This is a genomic window from Novosphingobium olei (assembly GCF_037076535.1).
Classification (GTDB): Bacteria; Pseudomonadota; Alphaproteobacteria; order Sphingomonadales; family Sphingomonadaceae; genus Novosphingobium; species Novosphingobium olei.
The window spans coordinates 3,385,710-3,408,195 of record NZ_AP029021.1 but is presented as its reverse complement, the minus strand read 5'-3'; the positions used below and the strand labels follow the sequence as shown (position 1 = coordinate 3,408,195).

Genomic DNA, 22,486 nt, shown 5'->3' with positions numbered 1-22,486 from the left:
GGCTGCGCCTGAAGTGAACGGAGATTGTTCAGTGACCGATGACCTTCTGGTGAAGCGCGACGGGGCGGTGGGCGTGCTGTCGCTCAACCGGCCCAAGGCGATCCATGCGCTCAACCTCGACATGGTGCATGCCATGGTCGCGGCGATGCAGGGCTGGCAGGGTGACGAGGCGGTGCAGGCGGTGCTGATCGACCACAGCGAGGGCCGGGGCTTCTGCGCAGGGGGGGACATCGCCTTCCTGCGCAATTCGGCGCTGAACGATGGCGGCGCTTCGGGGCGCAAGTTCTTCCACGACGAATACCAGCTCAACCACCTGATCATGACCTACCCCAAGCCGGTGGTGGCGTTCATGGACGGGATCACCATGGGCGGGGGCGTGGGCATTTCGGGCCCGGCGCAGTACCGCGTGGCGACCGAGGCGACGCGGCTGGCCATGCCCGAGACCGGCATCGGCCTGTTCCCCGATGTGGGCGGCGGCTGGTACCTGTCGCGGCTGAAGGGGCGGCTGGGCCAGTACCTTGCGCTGACCGGCGCGCGGCTGGACGGGGCGGAATGCGTCTGGGCGGGCCTTGCCACCCATTACTTGCCGGCCGAGAACCTGGCCGCGGCCAAGGCGCGGATCGCGGCCGAGCCGGGCGCGATCGCGACGATCCTGCGCGAACTTTCGGCGGTGCCGCCCGAGGCGAAGATCGCCGTTCATGCAGCCGAGATCGAGCGGCTGTTCGCTTCCAACGTCTATGAAGACATCCTTGCCGCGCTGAAGGCCGAATGCAGCGATTTCGCGAACGCTACGCTGGCGAGCCTTGCCACCAAGAGCCCGCAGACCTGCAAGGTCGCGCTGCGCCAGCTAGCCGACAGCCTGACCTTGCCCGACTTTGCCGCGAACATGGCGACGGAATACCGCATCGCCAGCCGCGTGCTGACCCGCCCGGACTTTGCCGAAGGCGTGCGGGCGGTGATCGTCGACAAGGACAATGCCCCCAAGTGGGACCCGGCCACGCCCGAGGGCGTCAGCGATGCCCTGATCGACGGCATCTTCGCCCCGCTCGATCCGGCGGATGAGTGGAAACCGCTGTGAGCTTTGCCGACCCGATCGCGCTGTACCATGTGGTGAAGCGCAGCTGGTCGGCGCAGACGATTCCCGACGCGTTCGATCCGGCCAACCCCTGCCGCAACCAGTGCGCGGTGACGGCGCTGGCCGTGCAGCGCCATTTCGGCGGGGACATCGTCAAGACGGCGACCAAGGGCGGCACGCATTTCTATAACCTGATCGACGGCCGATACTGGGACCTTGCCGCCGACCAGTTCGACGAACCCATCCCTTATGACAACGTGCTGACCGATGCGGCCGAAGCGCACCAGCACGCCAGCGAGGATCACCTCGCCACCCTGCTTCACAACATCCAGAACCATCAGAACAGCGGAGATGACCGTGGCCTTTGAAACGATCCTCGTCGAACAGAAGGGTGCCGTCACCCTCATCACGCTCAACCGCCCGCAGTCGCTCAACGCGCTCAATTCGCAGGTTCTGGGCGAACTGATCGAGGCCTTCGCGGCGTTCGAGGCCGATGCTTCGCAGCGTTGCGCCGTGCTGACGGGATCGGGCGAGAAGGCCTTTGCCGCGGGCGCCGACATCAAGGAAATGGCCGACAAGCCGGCGGCGGATTTCTATAACGAGGACTTCTTCTCGAAGTGGACCAGCCACATCGTGAAGACCACGCGCAAGCCGTGGATCGCGGCGGTGAACGGGTTTGCGCTGGGCGGCGGGTGCGAGCTGGCGATGATGGCCGACTTCATCATCGCATCGGAAAACGCCAAGTTCGGCCAGCCCGAGATCAAGCTGGGCGTGGCTCCCGGCATGGGCGGATCGCAGCGCCTGACCCGCGCGGTGGGCAAGGCCAAGTCGATGGACATGTGCCTGACGGGCCGCATGATGGACGCGACCGAGGCCGAGCGTTCGGGCCTGGTCAGCCGCGTGGTGCCGCTGGCCGACCTGCTGGCCGAAGCGCTCAAGGCAGCCGAGACGATCGCGGCGATGCCGCCGATGGCCGCTGTCGCCAACAAGGAAATGGTCAACGCCGCGTTCGAAACGACGCTGGACCAGGGCCTGCTGTTCGAACGCCGCGTGTTCCAGGTCCTGACCGCGAGCGAGGACAAGGCCGAGGGCATGAAGGCCTTCATCGAAAAGCGCCCCGGCGTGTTCAAGGGCCGCTGAGGAGCAACGCTATGAAGATCGCATTCATCGGCCTTGGCAACATGGGCGGCGGCATGGCCGCGAACCTGGTCAAGGCGGGCCACCAGGTCCACGCCTTCGACCTTTCCGCAGACGCGCTGACCAAGGCCGGCGAGGGCGGCTGCCAGACCTTTACCGCCGTGCCCGACGCCGTTGCCGACGTCGATGCGGTGGTTACGATGCTGCCCAACGGGGCCATCGTGAAGAGCGTCTATACCGCCGACGTGATCGGCAAGGCGCCCAAGGGCGCGCTGTTCCTTGACTGTTCGACGATCGACGTTGCCACGGCGCGCGAAGTGGCGGCGCTGGCCAGCGATGCCGGATACGAAATGGCCGATGCGCCGGTTTCGGGCGGGATTGCGGCGGCCAACGGCGGCACGCTGACGTTCATGGTCGGCGCTTCGGACGCGACGTTCGAAAAGGCCAAGGCCGTGCTTGAACCGATGGCCAAGGCGGTGATCCATGCCGGCGAGGTGGGCGCAGGCCAGGTTGCCAAGATGTGCAACAACATGCTGCTGGCGATCCACATGATCGGCACGTGCGAGGCGCTGGCGCTGGCCGGCAAGGCCGGGCTCGATCCGCAGAAGTTCTACGAGATCTCGTCGAAGTCGACGGGTTACTGCTGGTCGCTCAACGACTATACCCCGGCACCGGGCGTTGGCGCGACGAGCCCGGCGGACAACGGCTATGCCGGCGGCTTCGCCTCGGCGCTGATGCTCAAGGATCTGAAGCTCGCCATGGAAGGCGCGCAGAGCGCGGGTGCGACCGTCCCCATGGGCGAGCACGCCAAGGCGATCTACGAAGCGTTCGTCGAAGCCGGCAACGGCGGCAAGGACTTCGGCGCGATCTTCACCACGCTGTAACGCGCCGGGTGATTACCGCATCCGTGCGGCGATGATCCGGCCGATCGGATCGTCGGCAAGCGACCGCGCCCCCCGGGGTGCGGTCGTTTTCGTCTGCGCGACCGGTTCGGCGTAGGCGAGCATCCGGCGCGCGGGCGCGGGCGACAGAGGGGACGAGGAGGCGCTGGCGGCCTTGGCGGCGGGGCGCGGGCGGGCCGGCGTGTCGGTGGCGATGCCCGAGAGGAAGTCCGCGCCGATCTGCGAGCGATAGGGCGCGCGGGCAAGCGTGGCAGGCAGCGATGCCGAGGCGAGGACGACGGGCTTGCCGGTCATCCGCGCGGCGGGGTCTGCGGGTTCGTTGTAGATGAAGCCATTGACCGGCCAGTGCGTGGTGCCGAGATCGCCGAGCGGGGCGTACCACACGCGCACTTCGCTCCAGTCGTTGTCGGGCGAGACGTCGATGGCGCGGACGTTGTCCTCGATCTGGCCGCGGCGGCCGCCGATGGGCGACCAGTTGGCATGGCGCAGCAGGACGGTGCGGCGGTCGATGATCCGGCTGACGGCGGCAACGTGGCCAAGGCGCATCGCGCCGTGGGGCGCAAAGCTCATCACCGCGCCCACCCTGGGCCGGCGGCCGCGCGCATACTGGCCTTCGGCCTGGTCCCACCAGCGCCAGGCATCGCCATAGATCGCGATGCCAGACACCTGCCGGGCATAGGGCACGCATTCAAGGCCGGTATCGGCATCGTCGCCGACCGAAGCATCGTCGTAGCCCGCGACCGGCGCATCGATGGCGCGCGCCAGCGCGGTCGCGCCGAAGCCGGTTGCCAGCATGATCGCGAGCGGGATGCCCGTCCAAGTCCAATTCCGCATGGGCATGTTTCTGCCTTGCCGTGGTTGAGCAAGGCTTTCACACAATGGTTAACGGCTCTATAGCCAAAGTGAGTAAGAACGCCGTATGCTTGCCTTCGGCGCGCATAAGGGCCACGGGAGGACCATGCGTCCCCAGGTTATCATTATCGGCCGGCCCAACGTCGGCAAATCCACGCTGTTCAACCGGCTCGTGGGCAAGAAGCTGGCGCTTGTCGACGACCAGCCGGGCGTCACGCGCGACCGCCGCTTCGGCGATGCGAGCCTGCTGGGGCTCGACTTCACCATCGTCGACACCGCCGGATGGGAAGACCTCGATCCCGAAACGCTGCCCGGCCGCATGCGCCAGCAGACCGAGGCATCGCTGATCGGTGCCGACGTGGCGCTGTTCGTGATCGACGCGCGTGCCGGCGTCACCCCGCTCGACGAGGAAATCGCCCGATACCTGCGATCGAGCCGCGTGCCGATCGTGCTGATGGCCAACAAGGCCGAGGGCCGTTCGGGCGATCCCGGCATCTATGACGCATTTGCCCTAGGCTTCGGCGAGCCGGTGGCTTTTTCCGCCGAGCATGGCCAGGGCCTGGCCGACCTGTTCGAAGCGCTGCGCCCGCATCTCGAGCCCAAGCAGGCCGAAGAGGACGAGGATGCAGACGAAGCGGGCGAGGACGAGGAGGAGTTCGATCCCGAATCGGTCCTCAAGCTCGCCATCGTCGGCCGCCCGAACGCGGGCAAGTCCACGCTGATCAACAAGCTGCTGGGCGAAAACCGCCTGCTGACCGGGCCGGAAGCAGGCATCACCCGCGATTCGATCGCCATCGACTGGCAGTGGTTCGATCCCGAGCGCGAAGGCTATCGACCGGTCCGCCTGATCGACACGGCGGGGATGCGCAAGAAGGCGCAGGTGACCGAAAAGCTCGAGAAGATGTCGGTGGCCGATGCGCGCCACGCCATCGATTTCGCCGAAGTCGTCGTGCTGACGCTCGATGCGACGCGCGGGCTTGAGCACCAGGACCTCAAGATCGCGTCGATGGTGCTCGAAGAAGGTCGCGCGCTGATGATCGCGATCAACAAGTGGGACGTGGCCGAAGATCCTTCGGGCCTGTTCCAGGGCATCCGCAAGGCGCTGGACGATGGCCTTGCGCAAGTGCGCGGCGTGCCGCTGCTGGCGATTTCGGGCCGCACCGGCAAGGGGCTCGACGATCTGCTGAAAGCCGCCTTCGAGATCCGCGCGGCGTGGTCGAAGCGCGTGCCGACCGCCGCGCTGAACCGCTGGTTCGACGATGCGCTGGCCGCCAACCCGCCGCCGGCGCCGGGCGGCAAGCGGATCAAGCTGCGCTATATTACGCAGGCCAAGACCCGGCCGCCGGGCTTCGTGCTGTTCGGCACGCGGCTGGACGAACTGCCCGAAAGCTACCGCCGGTACCTGATCAACGGCATCCGGCGCGAACTGGGATTCGATGCGGTGCCGATCCGGCTGACGCTGCGCAGCCCCAAGAACCCGTTCGCGACGAAGAAGTAGGCCGATGCCCGATGCCGCGCTGCCGCTGCCTTCCGCTGCCCTGCCGCATTCGCTGGGCGCGGCGCTGGCGCGGGGCGCGCGGGGGCGCTGTCCGCGCTGCGGCGGCACGCATCTGTTCGCAGGGTTCGTCAAGCCGGTGGAACGCTGCCGCCTGTGCGGGCAGAACTGGACGCTGCACGCGGCGGACGACTTTCCCGCCTATTTGTCGATCCTGATCACCGGCCACGTGATGGCGCCGGTGATCATCGAGCTGGGGCTGAAGACCGACCTTTCGCTGGGCGCTATGATGGCGCTGGTGGGCACGATGGCGCTGGTGCTGCTGATCGCGCTGCTGCGCCCGGCGAAGGGCGGGATCATCGCCTTTCAGTGGTGGATGGGCATGCACGGCTTTGCCGCGCGGCCCGGCCGGCGCGAGGCCCTGCCCGACTGAACTCCGCCCGACTGAACTCCGCCCGACTGAACTTTCAGCTCTTGAACACCACCGTCTTGCTGCCGTTGAGCAGAGCGCGGTCGCCCAGGTGCAGGCGCACCGCTTCGGCCAGCACGCGGCGTTCGATGTCGCGGCCCTTGCGCACCAGATCCTCCGGCGTGTCGGCATGGCTGACCGGCTCGACGTCCTGATGGATGATCGGGCCTTCGTCGAGATCGGCGGTGACGTAGTGCGCGGTGGCGCCGATCATCTTCACCCCGCGCGCGTGCGCCTGGTGATAGGGCTTGGCGCCCTTGAAGCTGGGCAGGAACGAGTGGTGGATGTTGATGCAGCGGCCCGAGAGGAAGCTGGCGAGATCGTCCGACAGGATCTGCATGTAGCGCGCGAGCACGACGAGTTCGGCGCCGGTTTCCTCGACCACGCGCTTCACTTGCGCTTCCTGCTGCGGCTTGGTGTCCTTGGTGATCGGCAGGTGGTGGTAGGGCAGATCGCCGAACAGCGAGACGTTGAGCGCTTCCAAGGGATGGTTGCCGATGATCGCGACGATCTCCATCGGCAGTTCGCCGATGCGGGTGCGGTAGAGCAGATCGCCCAGGCAATGGTCGAACTTGCTGACCATCAGCACCACGCGGCGCTTGATCGAGGTATCGCGCAGCGACCAGTCCATGCCGAGGCTGGAGGCCATCGGCGCGATCGCGCCGCGCATGCCTTCGAGCCCGGTATCGGCGGCAAAGACGACGCGCATGAAGAAGCGGCCGGATTCGATATCGTCGAACTGCTGCGCCTCGAGAATGTTGGCGCCCGCCTGGAACAGGCAGCCGGTCACCTTGGCGACGATGCCGGGACGGTCCTCGCACGAAAAGGTCAGGATCAATGGCGCGGACATGACGTCTGGATTTCCCCTCTTGCGGGTGCGCTCATAGGCGAGCGGCGGGGGCGCGCCAACCCCCGCCGGCTTGCCCGGGCGGGCGTGTGTCAGAGAGCGCTGATGCCGCCGTCGAGCTTGAGTTCGGCCCCGGTCATGAAGCGGCTTTCGTCGCTGGCGAGGTAGAGCACGCCGTTGGCGATGTCCTGCGGTTCGCCCACGCGGCCGAGCGGGATCTGGCGGGCGAGCTTGCCCATCACCACGTCCTTGTCGAGATTGGCATTGGTGGCGATGCCATCGAGGATCGGGGTGTCGACGAACGTCGGGTGGACCGAATTGCAGCGGATGTCCCACCCGCGCTTGGCGCAGTAGAGCGCGACCGACTTCGACAGCATCCACACCGCCGCCTTGCTGGCGTTGTAGCCGGGCATCGTGTCGGACGCGATCAGGCCGGCGATCGAGCTGATGTTGACGATCGAGCCGGGCTGGTTCTCCTTCATCACCGGCAGCGCCTTCTGGCAGCCGAGGAAGACCGAATCGACGTTGATGGCAAAGCCGCGGCGCCAGTCTTCGAGCGTGGCTGTCTCGATGTTGCCGCGCACGCCGACGCCGGCGTTGTTGACCAGCACCGACAGGCCGCCGAGCTTGGCGACCGCCATGGCGATGGCCGCGTCCCAGTCTTCGGGGCTGGTCACATCGTGGCGCAGGGCGAAGGCGGTGCCTTCGCCAAGTTCGGCATTGATCGCGGCGGCCTGCGCGGCAGCGCCTTCGCCGTTGATGTCTGTCAGCAGCACTTTCGCGCCTTCGCGCGCCAGCGTCCACGCGTGCGCGGCACCAAGTCCCTGCGCGGCGCCGGTGACCAGCGCCTTCTTGCCTTCAACCCTGCCGGTACGCTCTGTCTTGGCCATGTCTTTTCCTCTCCGTGTTCGTTCTTATCGCAGTTCGGGCATGCGGGCGCCGATCAGCATCAGCATGCGCACATCGATGCCGTAGCCCGCGGCGCGCTTTTCGGCGATGAAGGCATCGAACCCGTCCAGCGGCACGCGGTGGACGGTGATGCCTTCGCCTTCGGTGCCGCCGCCTTCGCCGACCTTCACCAGATCGTGCGCGCGGAACATCGTGAAGGCTTCGGTGACCATGCCGGGCGAGGAGAAGAATTCGCCGATCTCCTCCATGCGGCCTGCGCGATAGCCGGTCTCCTCTTCCAGCTCGCGCGCGGCGGCGATGGCGGCATCCTCGCCTTCGCTGCCTTCCAGATCGCCGATCAGGCCGGCAGGCATTTCGATCGAGGGGCGGCCGAGCGGCACGCGGAACTGTTCGACAAGGATCACGTGGCCTTCGTCGATAGCGAGGATCACCGCCGCGCGGATGTTGCGGGTGCGGCCGACGTATTCCCAGCGGCCGCGCGTCTTGGTGACGATGAAGCGACCCTCCCAGCGCACTTCTTCGGGAATGTCGCGGAATTCGTCTTCAAGGCTCACGGGCATGGTCCCATCGCTGCGCGGGGTGTGTGGACGCCGTTCGACACAAACGGCAGCGGGGAGTCAACGGCGCGCCTTTCACACCTCGATCAGGCGGTCGGGCAGTTCGTTGACGTCGTCGTCGGCGCGGGGGAAGTGCAGCGCCAGCACCGCGCCGACCTGTTCGACCGCGGCGATCATGCCGTCGGCGACGTGGCCCTGGCGCAAGTGGCCGAGCATGGCGTGCATCGCATCGCCCCAGACTTCGGGCGAAACCTTGGCGGCGATCGCTTCGTCGGCGATGATCTCTGCCCGGTGTTCGGCGAGCGAGAGATAGATCAGGATGCCGGTGCGGCCGGTGGTGCGGCTTTGCGCGCCGACGCGAAAGCAGGTGAGCGCACGGGCATGGACGCGCGCGGCCTTGACCGGGCCGGGGGTAAGCCACAGGCGCAAGGGAAACCACGCCATGAGCGCCAGCATGCCGAGGAACTTGAGCGTGGCGACGGTGAGTGCAAGGCCGAGCACGGCGCGCGGGCTCCAGTCGCTGGCCCACAGGCCGAGCACGCGATCGACCAGCGCGATGTAGAAATCGGGCGCGAGTTCGAGCGCGGCCAGCGCAAGCAGCGCAACGAACGCGCTCCAGCCCAGCGCCACGTCGCGATAGATGTCCGAGCGCGGGGTAATGATCGTGACGATCTCGCCCGCGCTGGACAGTTCGGCATGGGTCACCGCCGCGGCGACGCGGGCGCGATCGGTGTCGGTGAGAGGATGCGTCATGTCACCAGCTCCCCGACGATCCGCCGCCGCCGAAGCTGCCGCCGCCGCCCGAAAAGCCGCCGCCACCACCCCAGCCGCCACCGCCGCCGCCGCCCCAATCGGAGCCACCACCCCAGCCGCCGGTGGGGAAGATCATCACGCCGGGGCTGCGGCCATAGCGGCGCCCGCCGCCGCGCATCGCGCGCAGGAACGGCAGGACGAAGAAGAAAAAGAAGATCACCAGGAACACCACCGTGCCGAAATCGAACTTCGGTTCGCTGGCCTTCTTCTGCTGCTGCGCGGCGCTGGCGGCGACCTTGCGCGCCTCGTCATCGGGCAGCCTGAGCTGGGCGATCAGCTGGTCGGTGGCGGCGTTGATCCCGCCGGCGTAGTCGTTCTGCTTGAAGCGGGGCACGATCTCGCGCTGGATGATTACGCTGGACAGCGCATCGGTGATGATGCCTTCGAGGCCATAGCCGACCTCGATCCGCACCTTGCGTTCGTTGGGCGCAACGATCAGCAGCGCGCCGTCGTTGCGCCCCTTGTCACCGATGCCCCACGCGCGCCCCAGGCGGTAGCCGTAATCCTCGATCTCGTAGCCCTGAAGGCTGGGCAGCGTGACCACGACGAGCTGGCGCTGCGACTGCTGTTCGAGCGCGGCGAGCTTGGCATCGAGCGCCGCGACCTGATCGGGCTGGAGCAGGTGCGCGTCGTCGACCACCCGGCCGGTGAGCTTGGGGAAGGTCTGCGCCAAGGCCGGGCTGGCGACGAGCGCCAGCGCGGCCATGAGCACGACAAGCAGGCGCTTGAGCATCGCCGGGGCGCTCCCCGCGCGCCCGCTTACTGGCCCGCCGCCTGGCTCGCCGGGGCGGCGGCGTTATCGTTCGCGGGGGCTGCGGCGGGCGCGGCCGGGCTGTCGAAGCTGACCGTGGGGGCGGTGTCGGCACCCGGCGTCGTCGCCTGGAACGGCACCATCGGCTTGGCGCCGTAGATCACCTTGGCGCCGATCACGGCGGGGAAGGTGCGGATGGTGGTGTTGTAGGCCTGAACCGCTTCGTTGTAATCGCGGCGGGCGACGGCGATGCGGTTCTCGGTCCCTTCGAGCTGGCTTTGCAGCGCAAGGAAGTTCTGGTTCGACTTGAGGTCGGGATAGGCTTCGACCGAGGCGAGCAGGCGCCCGAGGCCGGCCGAAAGCTGGCCCTGCGCCGCCTGATACTGCGCCATCTTGGCCGGATCGGTGACGTCGGCGGCCGAAATCTGCACGCTGGTCGCCTTGGCGCGGGCTTCGGTCACCTTGGTCAGGGTGTCCTGTTCCTGCTTGGCGTAGCCCTTCACCGTGGCGACGAGGTTAGGGATCAGGTCTGCGCGGCGCTGGTACTGGTTCTGCACGTCGGCCCACTTGGCCTTCGCGTTTTCCTCGGCAGTGGGGATCGAGTTGACCCCGCAGGCCGAAAGACCGGCAGCCGCAGCAGCGACGAAAGCAAAACGGGTGAGGCGGGACAGGAAGGAAGCGGCCATGGCTTTGAAATGTCCTCTCGTTCGCCGGCGAAACCGGCATCGTTGCGGCAATGTAGCGTGGTGGGGGTTGCGTTCAAGGGACGACACGAAACGTCATGCAGTCGCAAGGCGAGGTCCGATCTGCATCCTGATCCCGCTTGTCGCCCAGCCGGGCTGATGGCAAGCACCGGCAGGGGACGCAACGAGGAAGGGGAGCGACCGACCATGAGCATGATGCAGGAATTCAAGACGTTCATCGCACGCGGCAACGTGCTCGACCTGGCGGTCGGTGTGATCATCGGCGGCGCGTTCGGCAAGATCGTCACCTCGCTGACCGAAAGCGTGATCATGCCGGTGGTGGGCTTCGTGACCGGAGGCGTGGATTTCACGCGCTTCTTCGTGCGGCTGGGGCCTATCCCGGCGACGTTCAAGGGCGATCCGACCAACTATGCCGAGCTGAAGGCCGCGGGCGTGCCGATGATCGGCTATGGCGATTTCATCACCCAGGGCGTCAACTTCCTGATCGTGGCCTTCATCATTTTCCTGATCGTCAAGGCGGCCAACCGCCTTCTCGAAAAGCCCAAGGACGAGGCGCCGGCCGCGCCCACCGGCCCGACCGAGGTCGAACTGCTGGCCGAGATCCGCGATGCACTGAAGGCCCGGGGCTGATCGGCCAGTCGATCGATCCGACAGTGGATGGACGGGAAGGGGCGGCCAAGACCGCCCCTTTTCATTTGAGCGCGCCGCCCTATATGGGTCCCTGCCGGTTTCGACCGGCTATGGTGATAAACTGCGGCGTGCAATAGGCACAGCGGACCCGGGGGCGGTACCCGGCGGCTCCACCATCACCACCGGCTGAGACAGGCCGGGCCTTGTTGTCGCAAGGGTGTTGATGGGGCCGAACTAGGATCGACGTGTGTTGAAAAGCGCTGTTTTTGCCCGGGCTGAGTAACCCGTTCAAGGCTCAAAACTCACAAGTGCCAACGACAACGAAGCACTTGCTCTCGCGGCGTAATCTGACGGCCTAACGGCCTGATCTTACAAAGTTAGAGCACGGTTCGGACCGAACCGGGTAACAGAATCGGAAACCGGGGGCTGGGGGCGAGCCTAGCAACAGAATCGCCCTACTTACCCAAATCGATGGATTGCCCGTGCGCGGCGGGAAGGGCTCAGCCGCCGGCAGCGGCGGGTGCTGGAGAGGCGTTGCGCTGCGCGTGTTCGTAGCGCAGCGCATCGAGGATCTTGGCGCCGGCCATGAACACCGCGCCGGTGCAGGCGAGGAACAGCAGCTTGCCGCCAAAGCCCGGGTACTGGGTGAGGTAGACATGGCCCCGCTCGACCGCGCCGAGCGCGAGGGCATAGATGATTGCAAAGGCCTCGAACCGCGTCTTGATCAGGAACAGGCGTGCAATCTTGCCGAGCATTTTTTGTCCTCTTGCTGGCGACTCGATCCGCAACCTTCATGCCAGATGCAGATTTCCGCCCCAAGTGCTGGTTAATACCGTTTTCACTGTAAGGCGGGGCGACAGGTCGTGTTGTCACCAGCCTTTGCGGCCCTGAAACGGATGGCGGGGGAGGGCGTTCCGCTCGGCCGGATCGCCCTCCCGATCCGGGACGCCCTATCGGCGCACGTGCCAGACGGTGTCGCCTTCGCCGACGCCAAGGCTGGCGGCCGCGATCGGATCGAGGACGAGGCCTTCGGCGCTTTCACCGATCTCTGCAAAGCAGCAGCGGAAATCAGCCAGGCGCCCTGTGGCGACGAGCGCCTTGGCGGCAGGGCCGCTGCCTTCGGGTGCGCGCACGTGGGCAATGGGAACCGCCCTGGCCGAAGCGATCGATTCGACCCGGTCGGTGCGGGCGGTCATCGTGGGGCCGCCGTCGAAGATGTCGACATAGCCTTCGTGGGCGAAGCCTTCCTCTTCCAGCATGCGCATCGCGGCGCGGCCGGAGGGGTGGGGCAGGCCGATCGCGCTGCGCGCGGTTTCGGGCAGCATGGCGATGTAGACCGGATGCTTGGGCATCAGGTCGGCGATGAACTGGTGGCCGTTGATGGCGTTGAAGTAGTCGGCTTCCTGGAAGTTCATCCCGAAGAAGCGACCCGCCACACCGTCCCAGAAGGGCGAGCCGCCGCGTTCGTCGATCACGCCGCGCAGTTCAGCCAGGATGCGGTCGGAGAAGCGCTTGCGGTGCATCGCGATGAACAGGTAGCGACTGCGCGCGAGCAGCATGCCAAGGCCGCCGGCGCGTTCGGACGGGTGCAGGAACAGGCCGCCGACTTCGCTCGACCCTTCGAGATCGGTCACGAGATTGAGCATCTCTGCGCGGAAGGTGCGGTTCAGTTCTTTGGAATGCTGCGTCAGCGTGGCGATGCGATAGGAATAGAACGGCCATTGCTGGCCAACGCGGGTGAAGATCTGCGAGGTGCCGCGCACTTCGCCGGTGGCGACGTCTTCCAGAACCAGCACGAACAGTTCGTCGCGTTCCGACTTGGGGTCGCCTTCCTCCAGATTGGCGTAGGCCTGGGCCGAGCGTTCGAGCTTGGCGGTCAATGCCTTGCGATCGGGGGGCAGGTTGGTGAAGCCGCCGCCGGTCAGTTTGGCCATTTCGTAGAGATGCTGCAGGTCTTCGGGCCGCGCGGCGCGGATGCGGTGCGTCATTGTCTTGTCATTCCCCTCCGGAAAGTCGGTGCAGCACGAGCGCCGAAAGCGCCGCGCGTTCGGCCAGCGAGGCCGTGATCAGGTATTCGGCGGGCGAATGGATCGCGCCGCCGCGCACGCCCATCGTATCCACCACCGGCACGCCCAGCGCGGCGATGTTGTTGCCATCGCACACCCCGCCCGCCGCCTGCCAGCGGATCGACTCGCCCAATGCCGCGCCGCATTCGCGCACCAGGCCGAACAGCGCCTCGGCCTTTTCGTCCAGCGGCTTGGGCGGTCGGGTGACGGCGCCATGCAGGTGGATCGAGACTTCGTGCGTGGCTTCGATCCTGGCGATCATGCGGGCGAGGTCGCGGGCGAATTCCTCGGCCAGTTCAGGGGTGCGGGGCCGCACGTTGAAGCGCAGGATGGCGTGGTCGGGCACGACGTTGTTGGCGCTGCCCCCGTCGATGCGCGCGGGGTTGATCGACAGACCGTCGCGGACCGTCTTGCCGAGTTCGAGCGCGAGCGCCGCGGCGGCGAGGATGGCGTTGCGGCCGTCCTGCGGGTTGCGACCGGCATGCGCGCTGCGGCCGGTGACGATCGCGCTGTAGTTGCCGCTACCGGGACGTGCGCCGGCGAGCGTGCCATCGGGCATGGCGGAGGGTTCGTAGGTCAGCGCGGCGGCTTTCCCCGCGGCCAGCTGCGCGATCAGCGGGGCCGAGGACAGGCTGCCGGTTTCCTCGTCCGAATTGATCATCACGTCATAGCCGACATCACGCGCGGCAGGGCTGTGCTCGAACGCGGCGAGCGCGGCGAGGATCACGGCGATGCCGCCCTTCATGTCGGCAACGCCGGGGCCGCCGAGCACGCCGTCCTCCAGCCAGGTCAGCGTCTGGAACGGATGATCGACGGGGTAGACGGTGTCCATGTGCCCGGTGAGCAGGTAGCGGCGGCTGGCCTGCGGGCGGACCGAGAGGACGAGGTGGCGGCCATGGTCGAGCGCGAGCCGCGTGCCATCTGGCGCGATGGCTTCGACCGGGGCGGGTTCGATCAGCGTGAGCGTGCCTGGGAGCGCGGCGAAAGCATCGCCCAGCATGGCCGATTGCGTGGCAAGGCCATCGAGATTGCGCGTGCCGGTGTTGATCGCGCACCAGCGTTCGACTTGCGGCAGCATGGCAGCGGCGTCGATCCGGTCGAGAAGGGCCTGCTCGGCGCGCGAAAGCTGTTTCATCCGCAACCGTCTAGCGCGGGAACCGGATCGGGTGAACCCCATCCGGCGAAGGTCGGGTTGCATCGACAGGCGGCTTCGGCCATAGGCTGTATCCGTCCTCCCCAGGATCGTCGATTCCGAAATGGCGCGCCATGCGTTGGCGTCTCGCCATGGTTATTGTTCGAAGCGAATGGGAAGTTGGACTGTCATGAACGATCGCGTCACGCTGAGCGGCCTCCAGGTTGATCGCCTGCTTGCGGATTTCGTCGACCATCGCGTGCTTGGGCCGCTGGGGCTCGACTCCGCCGCGTTCTGGGCGGGTTTCGCCGCGCTGTGCGATCGCCTTGTCCCGGTTAATCGCGCGCTTCTGGCAAAGCGGGATCACCTGCAGGAACAGATTGATGCGTGGCACACCGCGCGCGCCGGAAAGCCGCTCGATGCGGCCGAATACCGCGCCTTCCTCGAAGAAATCGGCTACCTCGTGCCCGAGCCCGAGGACTTCCTGATCGGCACACAGAACGTCGATCCCGAAATCGCCACGATGGCGGGGCCGCAGCTGGTCGTGCCGGTGCTGAACGACCGCTTCGTGCTCAATGCCGCCAATGCGCGGTGGGGCAGCCTGTACGATGCGTTCTACGGCACCGACGCGCTCGATGCGGCCCCCGCGCGGCCGGGCGGCTATGACGAGGTGCGCGGTGCGGCGGTGATCGCGGCAGGCCGCCGTTTCCTCGACGGGGCGATCCCGCTCGCCCAAGGCAGCTGGGCCGACTGGGATGGCGGCGACCTTCCGCCGCTTGCCGATCCTGCGGCGTTCGTCGCGCGTCGTGCTGGCGGGCTGCTGTTCCGACACAACGGCTTGCACATCGAACTGGTGATCGACCGCGATCACAACGTCGGCCGCACCGACAAGGCGGGCATTGCCGATATCGTGCTCGAAGCGGCGCTGACGACCATCGTCGATCTGGAGGATTCGGTCGCGGCAGTGGACGCCGAGGACAAGGTCGCGGCCTATACCAACTGGCTCGGCCTGATGCGCGGCGATCTGGAAGCAAGCTTCCAGAAGGGCGGGCGGACGATGACGCGCACGCTCGATGCCGATCGCACCTGGACGGGCGAAGACGGCACGCGCCTGACCCTGCCGGGGCGTTCGCTGCTGTTCGTGCGCAATGTCGGCCACCTGATGACCAACCCGGCGATCCTGCTGGCCGATGGTTCGGAAATCCCCGAAGGAATCATGGACGCGGTGATCACCTCGGCGATCGCCATGCACGACCTCAAGGGGCTGGGCCGCTATCGCAACAGCCGCGCGGGCAGCATCTATATCGTGAAACCCAAGATGCACGGGCCGGAAGAAGCGGCCTTTGCCAATGACCTGTTCGATGCGGTCGAGGACCTGCTGGGGCTGGAGCGCCACACGGTCAAGGTTGGCGTGATGGACGAGGAGCGCCGTACCAGCGCCAACCTCGCCGCCTGCATCGCGGCGGTGAAGGACCGCATCGTGTTCATCAACACGGGCTTCCTCGACCGGACGGGCGACGAGATCCACACCTCGATGCGCGCAGGGGCGATGATCCGCAAGGGCGCGATCAAGGGCTCGGGCTGGATCGCCGCCTACGAGAAGCGCAACGTTTCGATCGGGCTGGCGCACGGCCTGTCGGGCAAGGCGCAGATCGGCAAGGGCATGTGGGCCGCGCCCGACATGATGCGCGACATGATGGAACAGAAGATCGGGCATCCCAAGACCGGTGCCAACACCGCCTGGGTGCCTTCGCCGACGGCGGCGACGCTCCATGCGACGCACTACCACCAGGTCGACGTGTTCGGCCTGCGCGGGGACATCGCGCAGGAGCCGACGCCGGGGCTCGATGCGCTGCTGGCGATTCCGCTGGCCGAAGGAACCAACTGGTCGGAAGCGGAAGTCGCCGAGGAGCTGGACAACAACGCGCAAGGGTTGCTGGGCTACGTCGTGCGCTGGATCGACCAGGGCGTCGGCTGCTCCAAGGTGCCCGACATCAACGACGTGGGCCTGATGGAAGACCGGGCGACGCTGCGCATTTCGAGCCAGCACATCGCCAACTGGCTGCTGCATGGCGTGGCCAGCGAAGGCCAGGTGATGGACAGCCTAAAGCGCATGGCGGCCAAGGTCGATGCGCAGAACGAGGGCGATGCGCTGTACGAGCCGATGGCCGGCAACTGGGACACGAGCTTTGCCTTCCGCGCGGCCTGCGATCTGGTGTTCAAGGGCGTGGAGCAGCCCAACGGCTATACCGAGCCGCTGCTGCACGCCTGGCGCCTGAAGAAGAAGGCGGCGGCGAAGGTGGCCGAACCGGCGTGAGTTAAGGCGGGGGCAGACTGCGGCTTGCCCCCCGGCTTACTTCGTCAGCACCCTTGCGATGGCGACGAATTCGTCGACGTCGAGCGTTTCGGCGCGGCGTTGCGGGTCGATGGCCAGCGTCTCCAGCGCTTCGAGCGCGCCCGGCAGTCCCTTGAGCGATTGGCGCAGCATCTTGCGGCGCTGGCCGAAGGCGGCTTCCGTCACGCGTTCGAGCATGCGCGCCGAGACGCCTTCGGGCATCGCGGCGGGTTCGACGTGGATGATCGCCGACATCACCTTGGGCGGCGGGGTGAAGGCGCTGCGGTGTACTTTCATCGCGATGCGGGGGGTCGCGCGCCACTGCGCCAGGACCGCGAGCCGGCCGTAGGCATCGGTGCCGGGACGGGCGATGATCCGCTCCGCCACTTCCAGCTGGAACATCAGCGTCAGCGAGCGCCATTGCGGTGGCCAGTTCTGCCCCGACAGCCAGCCGGTGAACAGCATTGTGCCGATATTGTAGGGAAGGTTCGCCGCGACGTGCCACGGACCGTCGAACAGGGTTGCCGGATCGATCTTGGTGGCATCGCCTTCGATCACGCGCAGCTGCCCCGGGAAGGCTTCGGCGAGTTCGGCAAGCGCGGGCAGGCAGCGCTTGTCCATCTCGATCGCGGTGACGTTGGCGCCGGCGCGCAACAGCGCGCGGGTGAGGCCGCCGGGGCCGGGGCCGACTTCGAGCACGTTCTGCCCGGCGAGCTTGCCCGGCACCGTGGCGATCCGGTCGAGCAGTTGTTCATCGAACAGGAAGTTCTGGCCGAGCGCCTTGGACGCGATCAGGCCGTGGCGGTTGACCACATCGCGCAAGGGCGGAAGGCTGGGAAGATCGCTCACGCCCCATGCCTCCGCGCGGCGCATTCGCCGGCCATGCGGATGGCGGCCACGGTCGCGCCGGGGCGTGCCGTGCTGGTGCCGGCGATGGCGAAGGCGGTGCCGTGATCGGGCGAAGTGCGCACGATCGGCAGGCCGAGCGTGACGTTGACGCCTTCGTCGAAATCGAGCGCCTTGATCGGGATCAGCGCCTGATCGTGGTACATGCAGATGGCGACATCGTAGGTTGCGCGCGCTGCTGCATGGAACATTGTGTCGGCGGGCAAGGGACCAAGCGCATCGATGCCGCGCGATTTCAGCGCGGCAACGGCGGGCGCGACGACGGCGGCGTCTTCCGATCCCATGCGCCCGTCCTCGCCCGCGTGCGGATTGAGCCCTGCGACTGCGAGGCGGGGCGCCGAAATGCCGAAATCGCGCACCAGCGCTTCGGCCGCGATAGCGCTGCGGCGTTCGATCCGCTCGGCCGAGAGCAGGCTCGGCACGCTGGACAGCGCCACGTGCACGGTGATGGGCACGACCCGCAACGATGGCCCGGCGAGCATCATCACCGCATCGTCCGCCGCGACGCCGCAGGCCGCGGCGACGAATTCGGTCTGGCCGGGATGATCGAAGCCCACGCGGGCAAGGCGGCTCTTGGCGATCGGGCCGGTGACGAGCGCACCCGCTTCGCCTTCGCGGACGAGCCGGGTCGCTTCGGTGAGCGCGGCCAGTGCAAGCGCGGCACCCTGGTCGTCTGGCACCCCGGGCGTATAGTCCGCCTCGCCAAGGTCGAGCACCGGAAGCGCGTTCGGGAAGATCGCGGCGGCTTCGTGCGGGGCGGTGATCGCGCGCACCTTCAGGTGCAGGCCGCGCCGCCGCGCCGCCTTTTCCAGCACGCGCTTGGAACCGACCACGAAGAACGGCGGCAGCGCGGCTGTCCCGCTGAGCGCCCAGGCCGCGCAGGCAAGTTCGGGGCCGACCCCGGCAGGGTCACCGATGCTGAGGGCCAGCGGATGCGGGCTGGACGGCTGGATCATGGTTTCCGCCTAGCCGCGTTCGGCTGGCGCGGAAAGAGCGCGATCAGTCGTATTCGATCACCGCATCGCGCCGCAGGTCGCGCAGGTAGGTCTGGGCGCGCTTGTTGACGCGTTCGTCCTCCATCTGCGCCTGCAGCTGGTCGAAGTTGGGTCCTGCGGCCTGCTTCGGATCGTCGCGGCCGCACAGCAGCAGCACGCGCACGCCGTCCTCGATCGAACCGAACGGCGCGGTCGCTTCGCCGACCGACAGCTTGAGCAGCATGTCCTGCAGCGCGGGAGGCAGGTCGCGCGCCTTGATCTGGTCGTTGGCGACGATCGTGGCGCCGAGCTTCGAAGCCGCGCCTTCCGCTTCGCCGCAGCCGTGGATTTCCTTGACCGCCGCGGCGAACGTGGCGGCGCGGGCGGTAGCGTCCTTTTCGGCGATGCCCTTGGGGAAGCTGATCGAGATCTGCTTGAGCGCCAGCACGGCATCGCGCGGATCGGCGGTCAGCACCTGACGCTTGTCGATCAGGTAGATGATCGAGAAACCGCCGCTGACCGGAACCGGGCCGGTCAACTGGCCAGCGGCCATCGTGGCAGCGGCCGCAGCGAGTTCGTTGGGCAGCTGGGCCAGCTTGATCCAGCCGAGATCGCCGCCTACCGCCGCGGTCGAGGCTTCGGAATACTGGCGCGCGTAGGCGACGAAACTGCCGCCCTGCTTCAGCTGATCGACGATCTTCTGCGCGTTGGCTTCTACCTGCGCGCGGTTCTGGTCGTTGGCCGAGAGGTAGATTTCGCCGATGCGATATTCCTCGGTGCCCTTGGCCGCGTTGAGGCGGTCCATGACCTCCTTCACTTCTTCATCCGACACGTTGATGAACGGCTGGACGTTGCGGCGCAGCAGGCGCTGCCAGGCGAGTTCGCCCTTGATCTGGCGCTTCAGCGACGCCGACGAAGAGCCGATGCCGGCGAGATACTTGTCGAGCGCGGCGACGTCCTTGCCGAAGTTCTGCGAGGCGACGCGGGTATAGGTTTCCATCACCTCGTCATCGGTGATGTCGATGTCGGCGGCCTTGGCTTCCTGGATCTGCAGCGTTTCATCGATCAGGTTGCGCAGCACCTGCAGGCGCAAGCGGTCCATCTCTTCCGGATTCACCTTGCCGCCATTGGCATTGATGATCAGCGCAAGGCGCTGGTCGATGTCGGTGCCGGTGATGATCTCGCCATTGACCACCGCCGTGGCGCGACGGACGTTCGGATCGGTCTTGCCGAAGATGCGCGGGTTGTCCGGGATGTTGAGCGCACCGCTGGCGTCGGCCGTCTGGGCATGGGCCACGCTCGTGGCGATCGGCGCCGCCACGGTGGCGACAAGGCCGAGCAGGACAACGGACCTGCCGAAACGGCTCGAACCGCTCCGGTGCTCAATGCGGGAACTACGCTTCATGGCAATCGCAACATCCTGTCGAAGGAGCGAAGGGTTCCCCTTGCTCGACCGTTTCGCCCGCAGATCGGCTCCGTCTGCTGAACCCAAGCTGAGTGGAGAGCCCGGATAGACGGCCCGATACCCCGTTTGCAACGACCTGCAAAGCCAAACCGCCGGATAACCGGGCCCTGGGCCCGGCCGTTCATTTCACGCCGAGATTCTTGAACGACAGGCTGATCAGGTAGCTGTTGCCCTTCGTCGCGTCGCCGGTGGTGATGTAGTCGCGCCGCCAGGTGAAGGCGAGGTCGAGGCAATCGTCGGTATAGGCAACGCCGATCCGGTGGCGCAGGATCTGGAAACCGTCGGACGACTGGGTGGGGTCTTCGCTCTTGTCGGTCAGGTTGATGACCGACGATACGAACGCGGACCAGTACTTGGCAAAGGCGACACGGCCGGCAACGCGCAGTTCCTCGCGATCGCGCAAGTCCTCGAAGCTGGTGTCGATGTTGCGGTTTAGCTTGAGGTAGCCGACCTCGACATAGGTGCGGTGGCTGCCGATCGTCGCGTCGAATTCGTTGCGGCGCAGGGCAAAGGTCGACTTGTCGAGACGGAAGCGATGCGTCAGCTGAACGATGTCGCGGAAGCGGATGTCGGTGCGGCCGACGATGTCGGACATGCGGTTCGACAGGCCGGTGCCTTCGGGCAGCAGCGTCCGGTCGTTCGAGAGGCGATAGCTCTGCCCGATCGTTGTCGAGAAGCGCCAGCCCGGACGGGTCAGCTGGTAATCGAAGCCGTAAGTGAAGCGCAGCCCGTCCTCGATCCGGTCGTAGCCGGGGAAGCGGTTGAGCGAGAAAAGGTTCGAATCCTCAAGATCGGTCGCGCGCGAATCCTCGTTGGGAATCGACAGGTTCTTGACGTGCGGCGTGGCGACGATCTGGAAGCGCGGCGTGATGACCTGCGTACCGCCGAAGGCGGCGCCGATCAGCGGCCACTTCACGTCGACCGCGGCCGTCCCGATGGCGCGCGCCTGCCAGCCGGGCGTGCCGCGATAGATGATCGTCGAGGTCAGATCGTTCTGCGCGCTGTGGTAGACATCGCCCCGGCCGAGCACGGTGAACGTCACTTCCTGGCCAAGCCCGGTGATCGTGCGCAGGTCCCATTGCGCACGGGCGAAGGCGCGCTGCGTGTCCTGGCCCTGCGTGCGGGTGATGGCGAGCGTGTTCACCTCGAACTCGAACTTGCCGAGGGGCGCCTGGACGCGGCGGCGGTATTCGAGGCTCGGCAGCGCGATCGGCATCTGGCCTTGCGTATCGCCGAGGCGCAAGGTCTGGATCGCCCAGCCGGCGAGGCTGAAATAGCTGTCGTTGTCGATCCGTTCGAGGTTGATCGACGAACGCAGTCGGTCATCGCGGCTGATGTCGTAGCGGCGCAGGAAGGTACGGTCGCTGGCGTAGCGGCCGTAGGCGGTCAGGCTCCAGGTCGGCGAGAACTGGAGGCGCCCGTTCGCTTCGATGTAGCCGCGGAACTGCTGGTTGCCGGGCACAGGCGCGGTCGTCGCGTTCGTCGGGATGACCGCGCTTCGCGTCAGGTAGCCGGTCACCTGGAAGGCGCCGATGTCGGTAAGCTGGCGGTAGCGGGCCGAGACCATCGGCAGCGCGCCGGTGTAGACGTAGCCGGTGAGCGCCAGGTCCTTGTTATCGGCGATGCGCCAGTACCAGGTATCCGACAGTTCCACCCCGTTGGTGGCGCCAAGCCGCAGGTCGGGGATCAGCAGGCCGGTTTCGGCGCGGAAGTCGCTGGTGTGGCCAAGACCGGGGAGCGGCAGCAGCGACACGCCGAACATGCGCAGCTTCGCACCCTTGTACTTCACGCGCTTGTCGGCGGCGTCGAAGTAGACCTGGACGGCGGTGATTTCCCAGCTCGGCTTCTTGGGGCAGCCATCGTCGTCCTCTACCGCGCAGCCGGAGAAGGCCGCGTCGTGCAGGGTGATGTTGCCCTTTTCGTCGCGCTCGCCGCTGCGGGCGGCAAGGCGCCCGCCTTCGCGCAGCACCAGAAGCATATCCTCGATCGCGCCGGCCTTGAGCTCCTCGGTCAGTTCGACCTTGTCGGTATAGAGGACGTTGCCGTCCTGATCGACGAAGCGGATGTTGCCGTTGGCTTCGATCTTGCCAGTCTTGCGGTCCCAGGTGACGACATTGGCGCGCACCGTCTGGTCCTCGCGCCGCAGCACGACGCTGCCGGTGGCGATCACCTGATCCGAATCGTTGTTGTACTGGACCTTGTCGGCCTCGAAGCGGACTTGTTCTTCCTGCTGTGGGGCAGGCGCGCTGGCGGATGCGGCCGGGGCGGCGGCATCCTGCGCGCTTGCCCCACCGGGCAGGGCGAACAAGCCGGCGGCAAACAGCGCGTGAAGAGAAGTGCTTGCGGCCAAGCGGCGCGTGCGCAAGCGTCGGGAAAAGGCTTGCGGCAGCGGCCGCGCGGCGGGTTGCATGCGCTTGCCTATCGCATCGGCGAGCCCTAACTGCAAACCAACATTTGCGCTTCCTGC

22 protein-coding genes and 1 other RNA gene are annotated in these 22,486 nt (G+C 66.9%); 9 read left to right on the top strand and 14 right to left on the bottom strand.

Annotation, left to right across the window (positions count from 1 at the left end):
* The first annotated feature begins 31 nt into the window (after window positions 1–31).
* From AACH40_RS16055 to mmsB, 4 genes are read left to right on the top strand one after another with little or no spacing between them, the layout of a single operon-like run.
* A complete protein-coding gene (locus AACH40_RS16055; RefSeq protein ID WP_338643259.1) occupies window positions 32–1,078 on the top strand; it encodes an enoyl-CoA hydratase/isomerase family protein in 1,047 nt (348 codons plus the stop codon).
* Complete coding sequence (locus AACH40_RS16050; RefSeq protein ID WP_169491355.1) at window positions 1,075–1,443, top strand: YunG family protein; 369 nt, start codon at window positions 1,075–1,077, stop codon at window positions 1,441–1,443. Before AACH40_RS16055 ends, AACH40_RS16050 begins: the two co-directional genes overlap by 4 nt.
* Window positions 1,427–2,215, top strand: coding sequence for an enoyl-CoA hydratase-related protein (locus tag AACH40_RS16045; protein WP_422394863.1), 789 nt, complete (start codon window positions 1,427–1,429; stop codon window positions 2,213–2,215). The genes AACH40_RS16050 and AACH40_RS16045 overlap by 17 nt, the downstream gene beginning before the upstream one ends.
* A gap of 11 nt (window positions 2,216–2,226) precedes the next feature.
* A complete protein-coding gene (gene mmsB / locus AACH40_RS16040; RefSeq protein ID WP_338643258.1) occupies window positions 2,227–3,096 on the top strand; it encodes a 3-hydroxyisobutyrate dehydrogenase in 870 nt (289 codons plus the stop codon).
* Between the two features lie 12 nt (window positions 3,097–3,108).
* Here the strand turns inward: mmsB and AACH40_RS16035 are convergent, their stop codons facing one another.
* Complete coding sequence (locus AACH40_RS16035) at window positions 3,109–3,948, bottom strand: CHAP domain-containing protein (protein WP_338643257.1); 840 nt, start codon at window positions 3,946–3,948, stop codon at window positions 3,109–3,111.
* Between the two features lie 124 nt (window positions 3,949–4,072).
* Between AACH40_RS16035 and der the strand changes: the two genes are divergently transcribed.
* Both der and AACH40_RS16025 read left to right on the top strand, forming a co-directional pair.
* Window positions 4,073–5,464 carry a ribosome biogenesis GTPase Der gene (gene der / locus AACH40_RS16030; protein WP_169491357.1) on the top strand — a complete coding sequence of 464 codons (1,392 nt, stop codon included), beginning with the start codon at window positions 4,073–4,075 and terminating at the stop codon, window positions 5,462–5,464.
* Between the two features lie 4 nt (window positions 5,465–5,468).
* A complete protein-coding gene (locus AACH40_RS16025) occupies window positions 5,469–5,894 on the top strand; it encodes a DUF983 domain-containing protein (RefSeq protein WP_338643256.1) in 426 nt (141 codons plus the stop codon).
* Between the two features lie 34 nt (window positions 5,895–5,928).
* Here AACH40_RS16025 and purU read toward each other — a convergent pair whose 3' ends face one another.
* From purU to AACH40_RS15995, 6 genes are all read right to left on the bottom strand, one after another.
* On the bottom strand, window positions 5,929–6,780 hold the full coding sequence (purU, locus tag AACH40_RS16020) for a formyltetrahydrofolate deformylase (protein ID WP_338643255.1): 852 nt from the start codon (window positions 6,778–6,780) through the stop codon (window positions 5,929–5,931).
* Between the two features lie 89 nt (window positions 6,781–6,869).
* The gene (locus AACH40_RS16015) at window positions 6,870–7,667 is read right to left on the bottom strand and encodes an SDR family oxidoreductase (protein WP_169491360.1); all 798 of its coding nucleotides are present in this window, start codon (window positions 7,665–7,667) and stop codon (window positions 6,870–6,872) included.
* A gap of 24 nt (window positions 7,668–7,691) precedes the next feature.
* Window positions 7,692–8,240, bottom strand: coding sequence for an NUDIX hydrolase (locus AACH40_RS16010; RefSeq protein WP_338643254.1), 549 nt, complete (start codon window positions 8,238–8,240; stop codon window positions 7,692–7,694).
* 78 nt (window positions 8,241–8,318) lie between these two features.
* The gene (locus AACH40_RS16005; RefSeq protein WP_338643253.1) at window positions 8,319–8,996 is read right to left on the bottom strand and encodes a TPM domain-containing protein; all 678 of its coding nucleotides are present in this window, start codon (window positions 8,994–8,996) and stop codon (window positions 8,319–8,321) included.
* Between the two features lies 1 nt (window position 8,997).
* Window positions 8,998–9,789: a TPM domain-containing protein gene (locus AACH40_RS16000; protein ID WP_169491363.1), complete on the bottom strand. Its 792-nt coding sequence runs from the start codon at window positions 9,787–9,789 to the stop codon at window positions 8,998–9,000.
* Window positions 9,790–9,815: 26 nt separating this feature from the next.
* Complete coding sequence (locus tag AACH40_RS15995) at window positions 9,816–10,493, bottom strand: LemA family protein (protein WP_169491364.1); 678 nt, start codon at window positions 10,491–10,493, stop codon at window positions 9,816–9,818.
* A gap of 204 nt (window positions 10,494–10,697) precedes the next feature.
* Here AACH40_RS15995 and mscL point away from each other — a divergent pair, with 204 nt between their 5' ends.
* The gene (mscL, locus tag AACH40_RS15990; RefSeq protein ID WP_338643252.1) at window positions 10,698–11,141 is read left to right on the top strand and encodes a large conductance mechanosensitive channel protein MscL; all 444 of its coding nucleotides are present in this window, start codon (window positions 10,698–10,700) and stop codon (window positions 11,139–11,141) included.
* Between the two features lie 54 nt (window positions 11,142–11,195).
* Window positions 11,196–11,562, top strand: a transfer-messenger RNA (tmRNA) gene (gene ssrA / locus AACH40_RS15985).
* 79 nt (window positions 11,563–11,641) lie between these two features.
* Here ssrA and AACH40_RS15980 read toward each other — a convergent pair.
* The 3 genes from AACH40_RS15980 to AACH40_RS15970 form a co-directional block, all read right to left on the bottom strand.
* On the bottom strand, window positions 11,642–11,896 hold the full coding sequence (locus tag AACH40_RS15980) for a hypothetical protein (RefSeq protein ID WP_338643251.1): 255 nt from the start codon (window positions 11,894–11,896) through the stop codon (window positions 11,642–11,644).
* Between the two features lie 195 nt (window positions 11,897–12,091).
* The gene (locus AACH40_RS15975) at window positions 12,092–13,129 is read right to left on the bottom strand and encodes an arginine N-succinyltransferase (RefSeq protein WP_338643250.1); all 1,038 of its coding nucleotides are present in this window, start codon (window positions 13,127–13,129) and stop codon (window positions 12,092–12,094) included.
* Between the two features lie 7 nt (window positions 13,130–13,136).
* Window positions 13,137–14,342 (bottom strand): hydrolase, encoded by a 1,206-nt coding sequence (locus tag AACH40_RS15970; RefSeq protein WP_338643249.1) that lies wholly within the window; start codon window positions 14,340–14,342, stop codon window positions 13,137–13,139.
* A gap of 187 nt (window positions 14,343–14,529) precedes the next feature.
* On the opposite strand from AACH40_RS15970, the gene AACH40_RS15965 reads away from it, so the two are divergent.
* Window positions 14,530–16,656 carry a malate synthase G gene (locus AACH40_RS15965; protein ID WP_338643247.1) on the top strand — a complete coding sequence of 709 codons (2,127 nt, stop codon included), beginning with the start codon at window positions 14,530–14,532 and terminating at the stop codon, window positions 16,654–16,656.
* 36 nt (window positions 16,657–16,692) lie between these two features.
* On the opposite strand, the gene rsmA is transcribed toward AACH40_RS15965, so the two are convergent.
* The 4 genes from rsmA to AACH40_RS15945 all read right to left on the bottom strand — a co-directional run bounded on the left by rsmA (window position 16,693) and on the right by AACH40_RS15945 (window position 22,429).
* Window positions 16,693–17,523, bottom strand: coding sequence for a 16S rRNA (adenine(1518)-N(6)/adenine(1519)-N(6))-dimethyltransferase RsmA (gene rsmA / locus AACH40_RS15960; RefSeq protein WP_422394862.1), 831 nt, complete (start codon window positions 17,521–17,523; stop codon window positions 16,693–16,695).
* A complete protein-coding gene (gene pdxA / locus AACH40_RS15955; protein WP_338643245.1) occupies window positions 17,520–18,536 on the bottom strand; it encodes a 4-hydroxythreonine-4-phosphate dehydrogenase PdxA in 1,017 nt (338 codons plus the stop codon). Before pdxA ends, rsmA begins: the two co-directional genes overlap by 4 nt.
* A gap of 43 nt (window positions 18,537–18,579) precedes the next feature.
* Window positions 18,580–19,959, bottom strand: coding sequence for a peptidylprolyl isomerase (locus AACH40_RS15950; protein ID WP_169491372.1), 1,380 nt, complete (start codon window positions 19,957–19,959; stop codon window positions 18,580–18,582).
* A gap of 181 nt (window positions 19,960–20,140) precedes the next feature.
* Window positions 20,141–22,429, bottom strand: a complete 2,289-nt coding sequence (locus AACH40_RS15945; protein ID WP_338643244.1) for an LPS-assembly protein LptD — start codon at window positions 22,427–22,429, stop codon at window positions 20,141–20,143.
* Window positions 22,430–22,486: the final 57 nt, after the last annotated feature.

Coding starts and splice junctions, on each gene's coding strand:
- AACH40_RS16045 (WP_422394863.1), top strand. CDS start 1,427: ATGACCGTGGCCTTTGAAACGATCCTCGTCGAACAGAAGGGTGCCGTC.
- mmsB (WP_338643258.1), top strand. CDS start 2,227: ATGAAGATCGCATTCATCGGCCTTGGCAACATGGGCGGCGGCATGGCC.
- AACH40_RS16035 (WP_338643257.1), bottom strand. CDS start 3,948: ATGCGGAATTGGACTTGGACGGGCATCCCGCTCGCGATCATGCTGGCA.
- der (WP_169491357.1), top strand. CDS start 4,073: ATGCGTCCCCAGGTTATCATTATCGGCCGGCCCAACGTCGGCAAATCC.
- AACH40_RS16025 (WP_338643256.1), top strand. CDS start 5,469: ATGCCCGATGCCGCGCTGCCGCTGCCTTCCGCTGCCCTGCCGCATTCG.
- purU (WP_338643255.1), bottom strand. CDS start 6,780: ATGTCCGCGCCATTGATCCTGACCTTTTCGTGCGAGGACCGTCCCGGC.
- AACH40_RS16015 (WP_169491360.1), bottom strand. CDS start 7,667: ATGGCCAAGACAGAGCGTACCGGCAGGGTTGAAGGCAAGAAGGCGCTG.
- AACH40_RS16005 (WP_338643253.1), bottom strand. CDS start 8,996: ATGACGCATCCTCTCACCGACACCGATCGCGCCCGCGTCGCCGCGGCG.
- AACH40_RS16000 (WP_169491363.1), bottom strand. CDS start 9,789: ATGCTCAAGCGCCTGCTTGTCGTGCTCATGGCCGCGCTGGCGCTCGTC.
- AACH40_RS15995 (WP_169491364.1), bottom strand. CDS start 10,493: ATGGCCGCTTCCTTCCTGTCCCGCCTCACCCGTTTTGCTTTCGTCGCT.
- mscL (WP_338643252.1), top strand. CDS start 10,698: ATGAGCATGATGCAGGAATTCAAGACGTTCATCGCACGCGGCAACGTG.
- AACH40_RS15980 (WP_338643251.1), bottom strand. CDS start 11,896: ATGCTCGGCAAGATTGCACGCCTGTTCCTGATCAAGACGCGGTTCGAG.
- AACH40_RS15975 (WP_338643250.1), bottom strand. CDS start 13,129: ATGACGCACCGCATCCGCGCCGCGCGGCCCGAAGACCTGCAGCATCTC.
- AACH40_RS15970 (WP_338643249.1), bottom strand. CDS start 14,342: ATGAAACAGCTTTCGCGCGCCGAGCAGGCCCTTCTCGACCGGATCGAC.
- AACH40_RS15965 (WP_338643247.1), top strand. CDS start 14,530: ATGAACGATCGCGTCACGCTGAGCGGCCTCCAGGTTGATCGCCTGCTT.
- pdxA (WP_338643245.1), bottom strand. CDS start 18,536: ATGATCCAGCCGTCCAGCCCGCATCCGCTGGCCCTCAGCATCGGTGAC.
- AACH40_RS15950 (WP_169491372.1), bottom strand. CDS start 19,959: ATGAAGCGTAGTTCCCGCATTGAGCACCGGAGCGGTTCGAGCCGTTTC.
- AACH40_RS15945 (WP_338643244.1), bottom strand. CDS start 22,429: ATGCAACCCGCCGCGCGGCCGCTGCCGCAAGCCTTTTCCCGACGCTTG.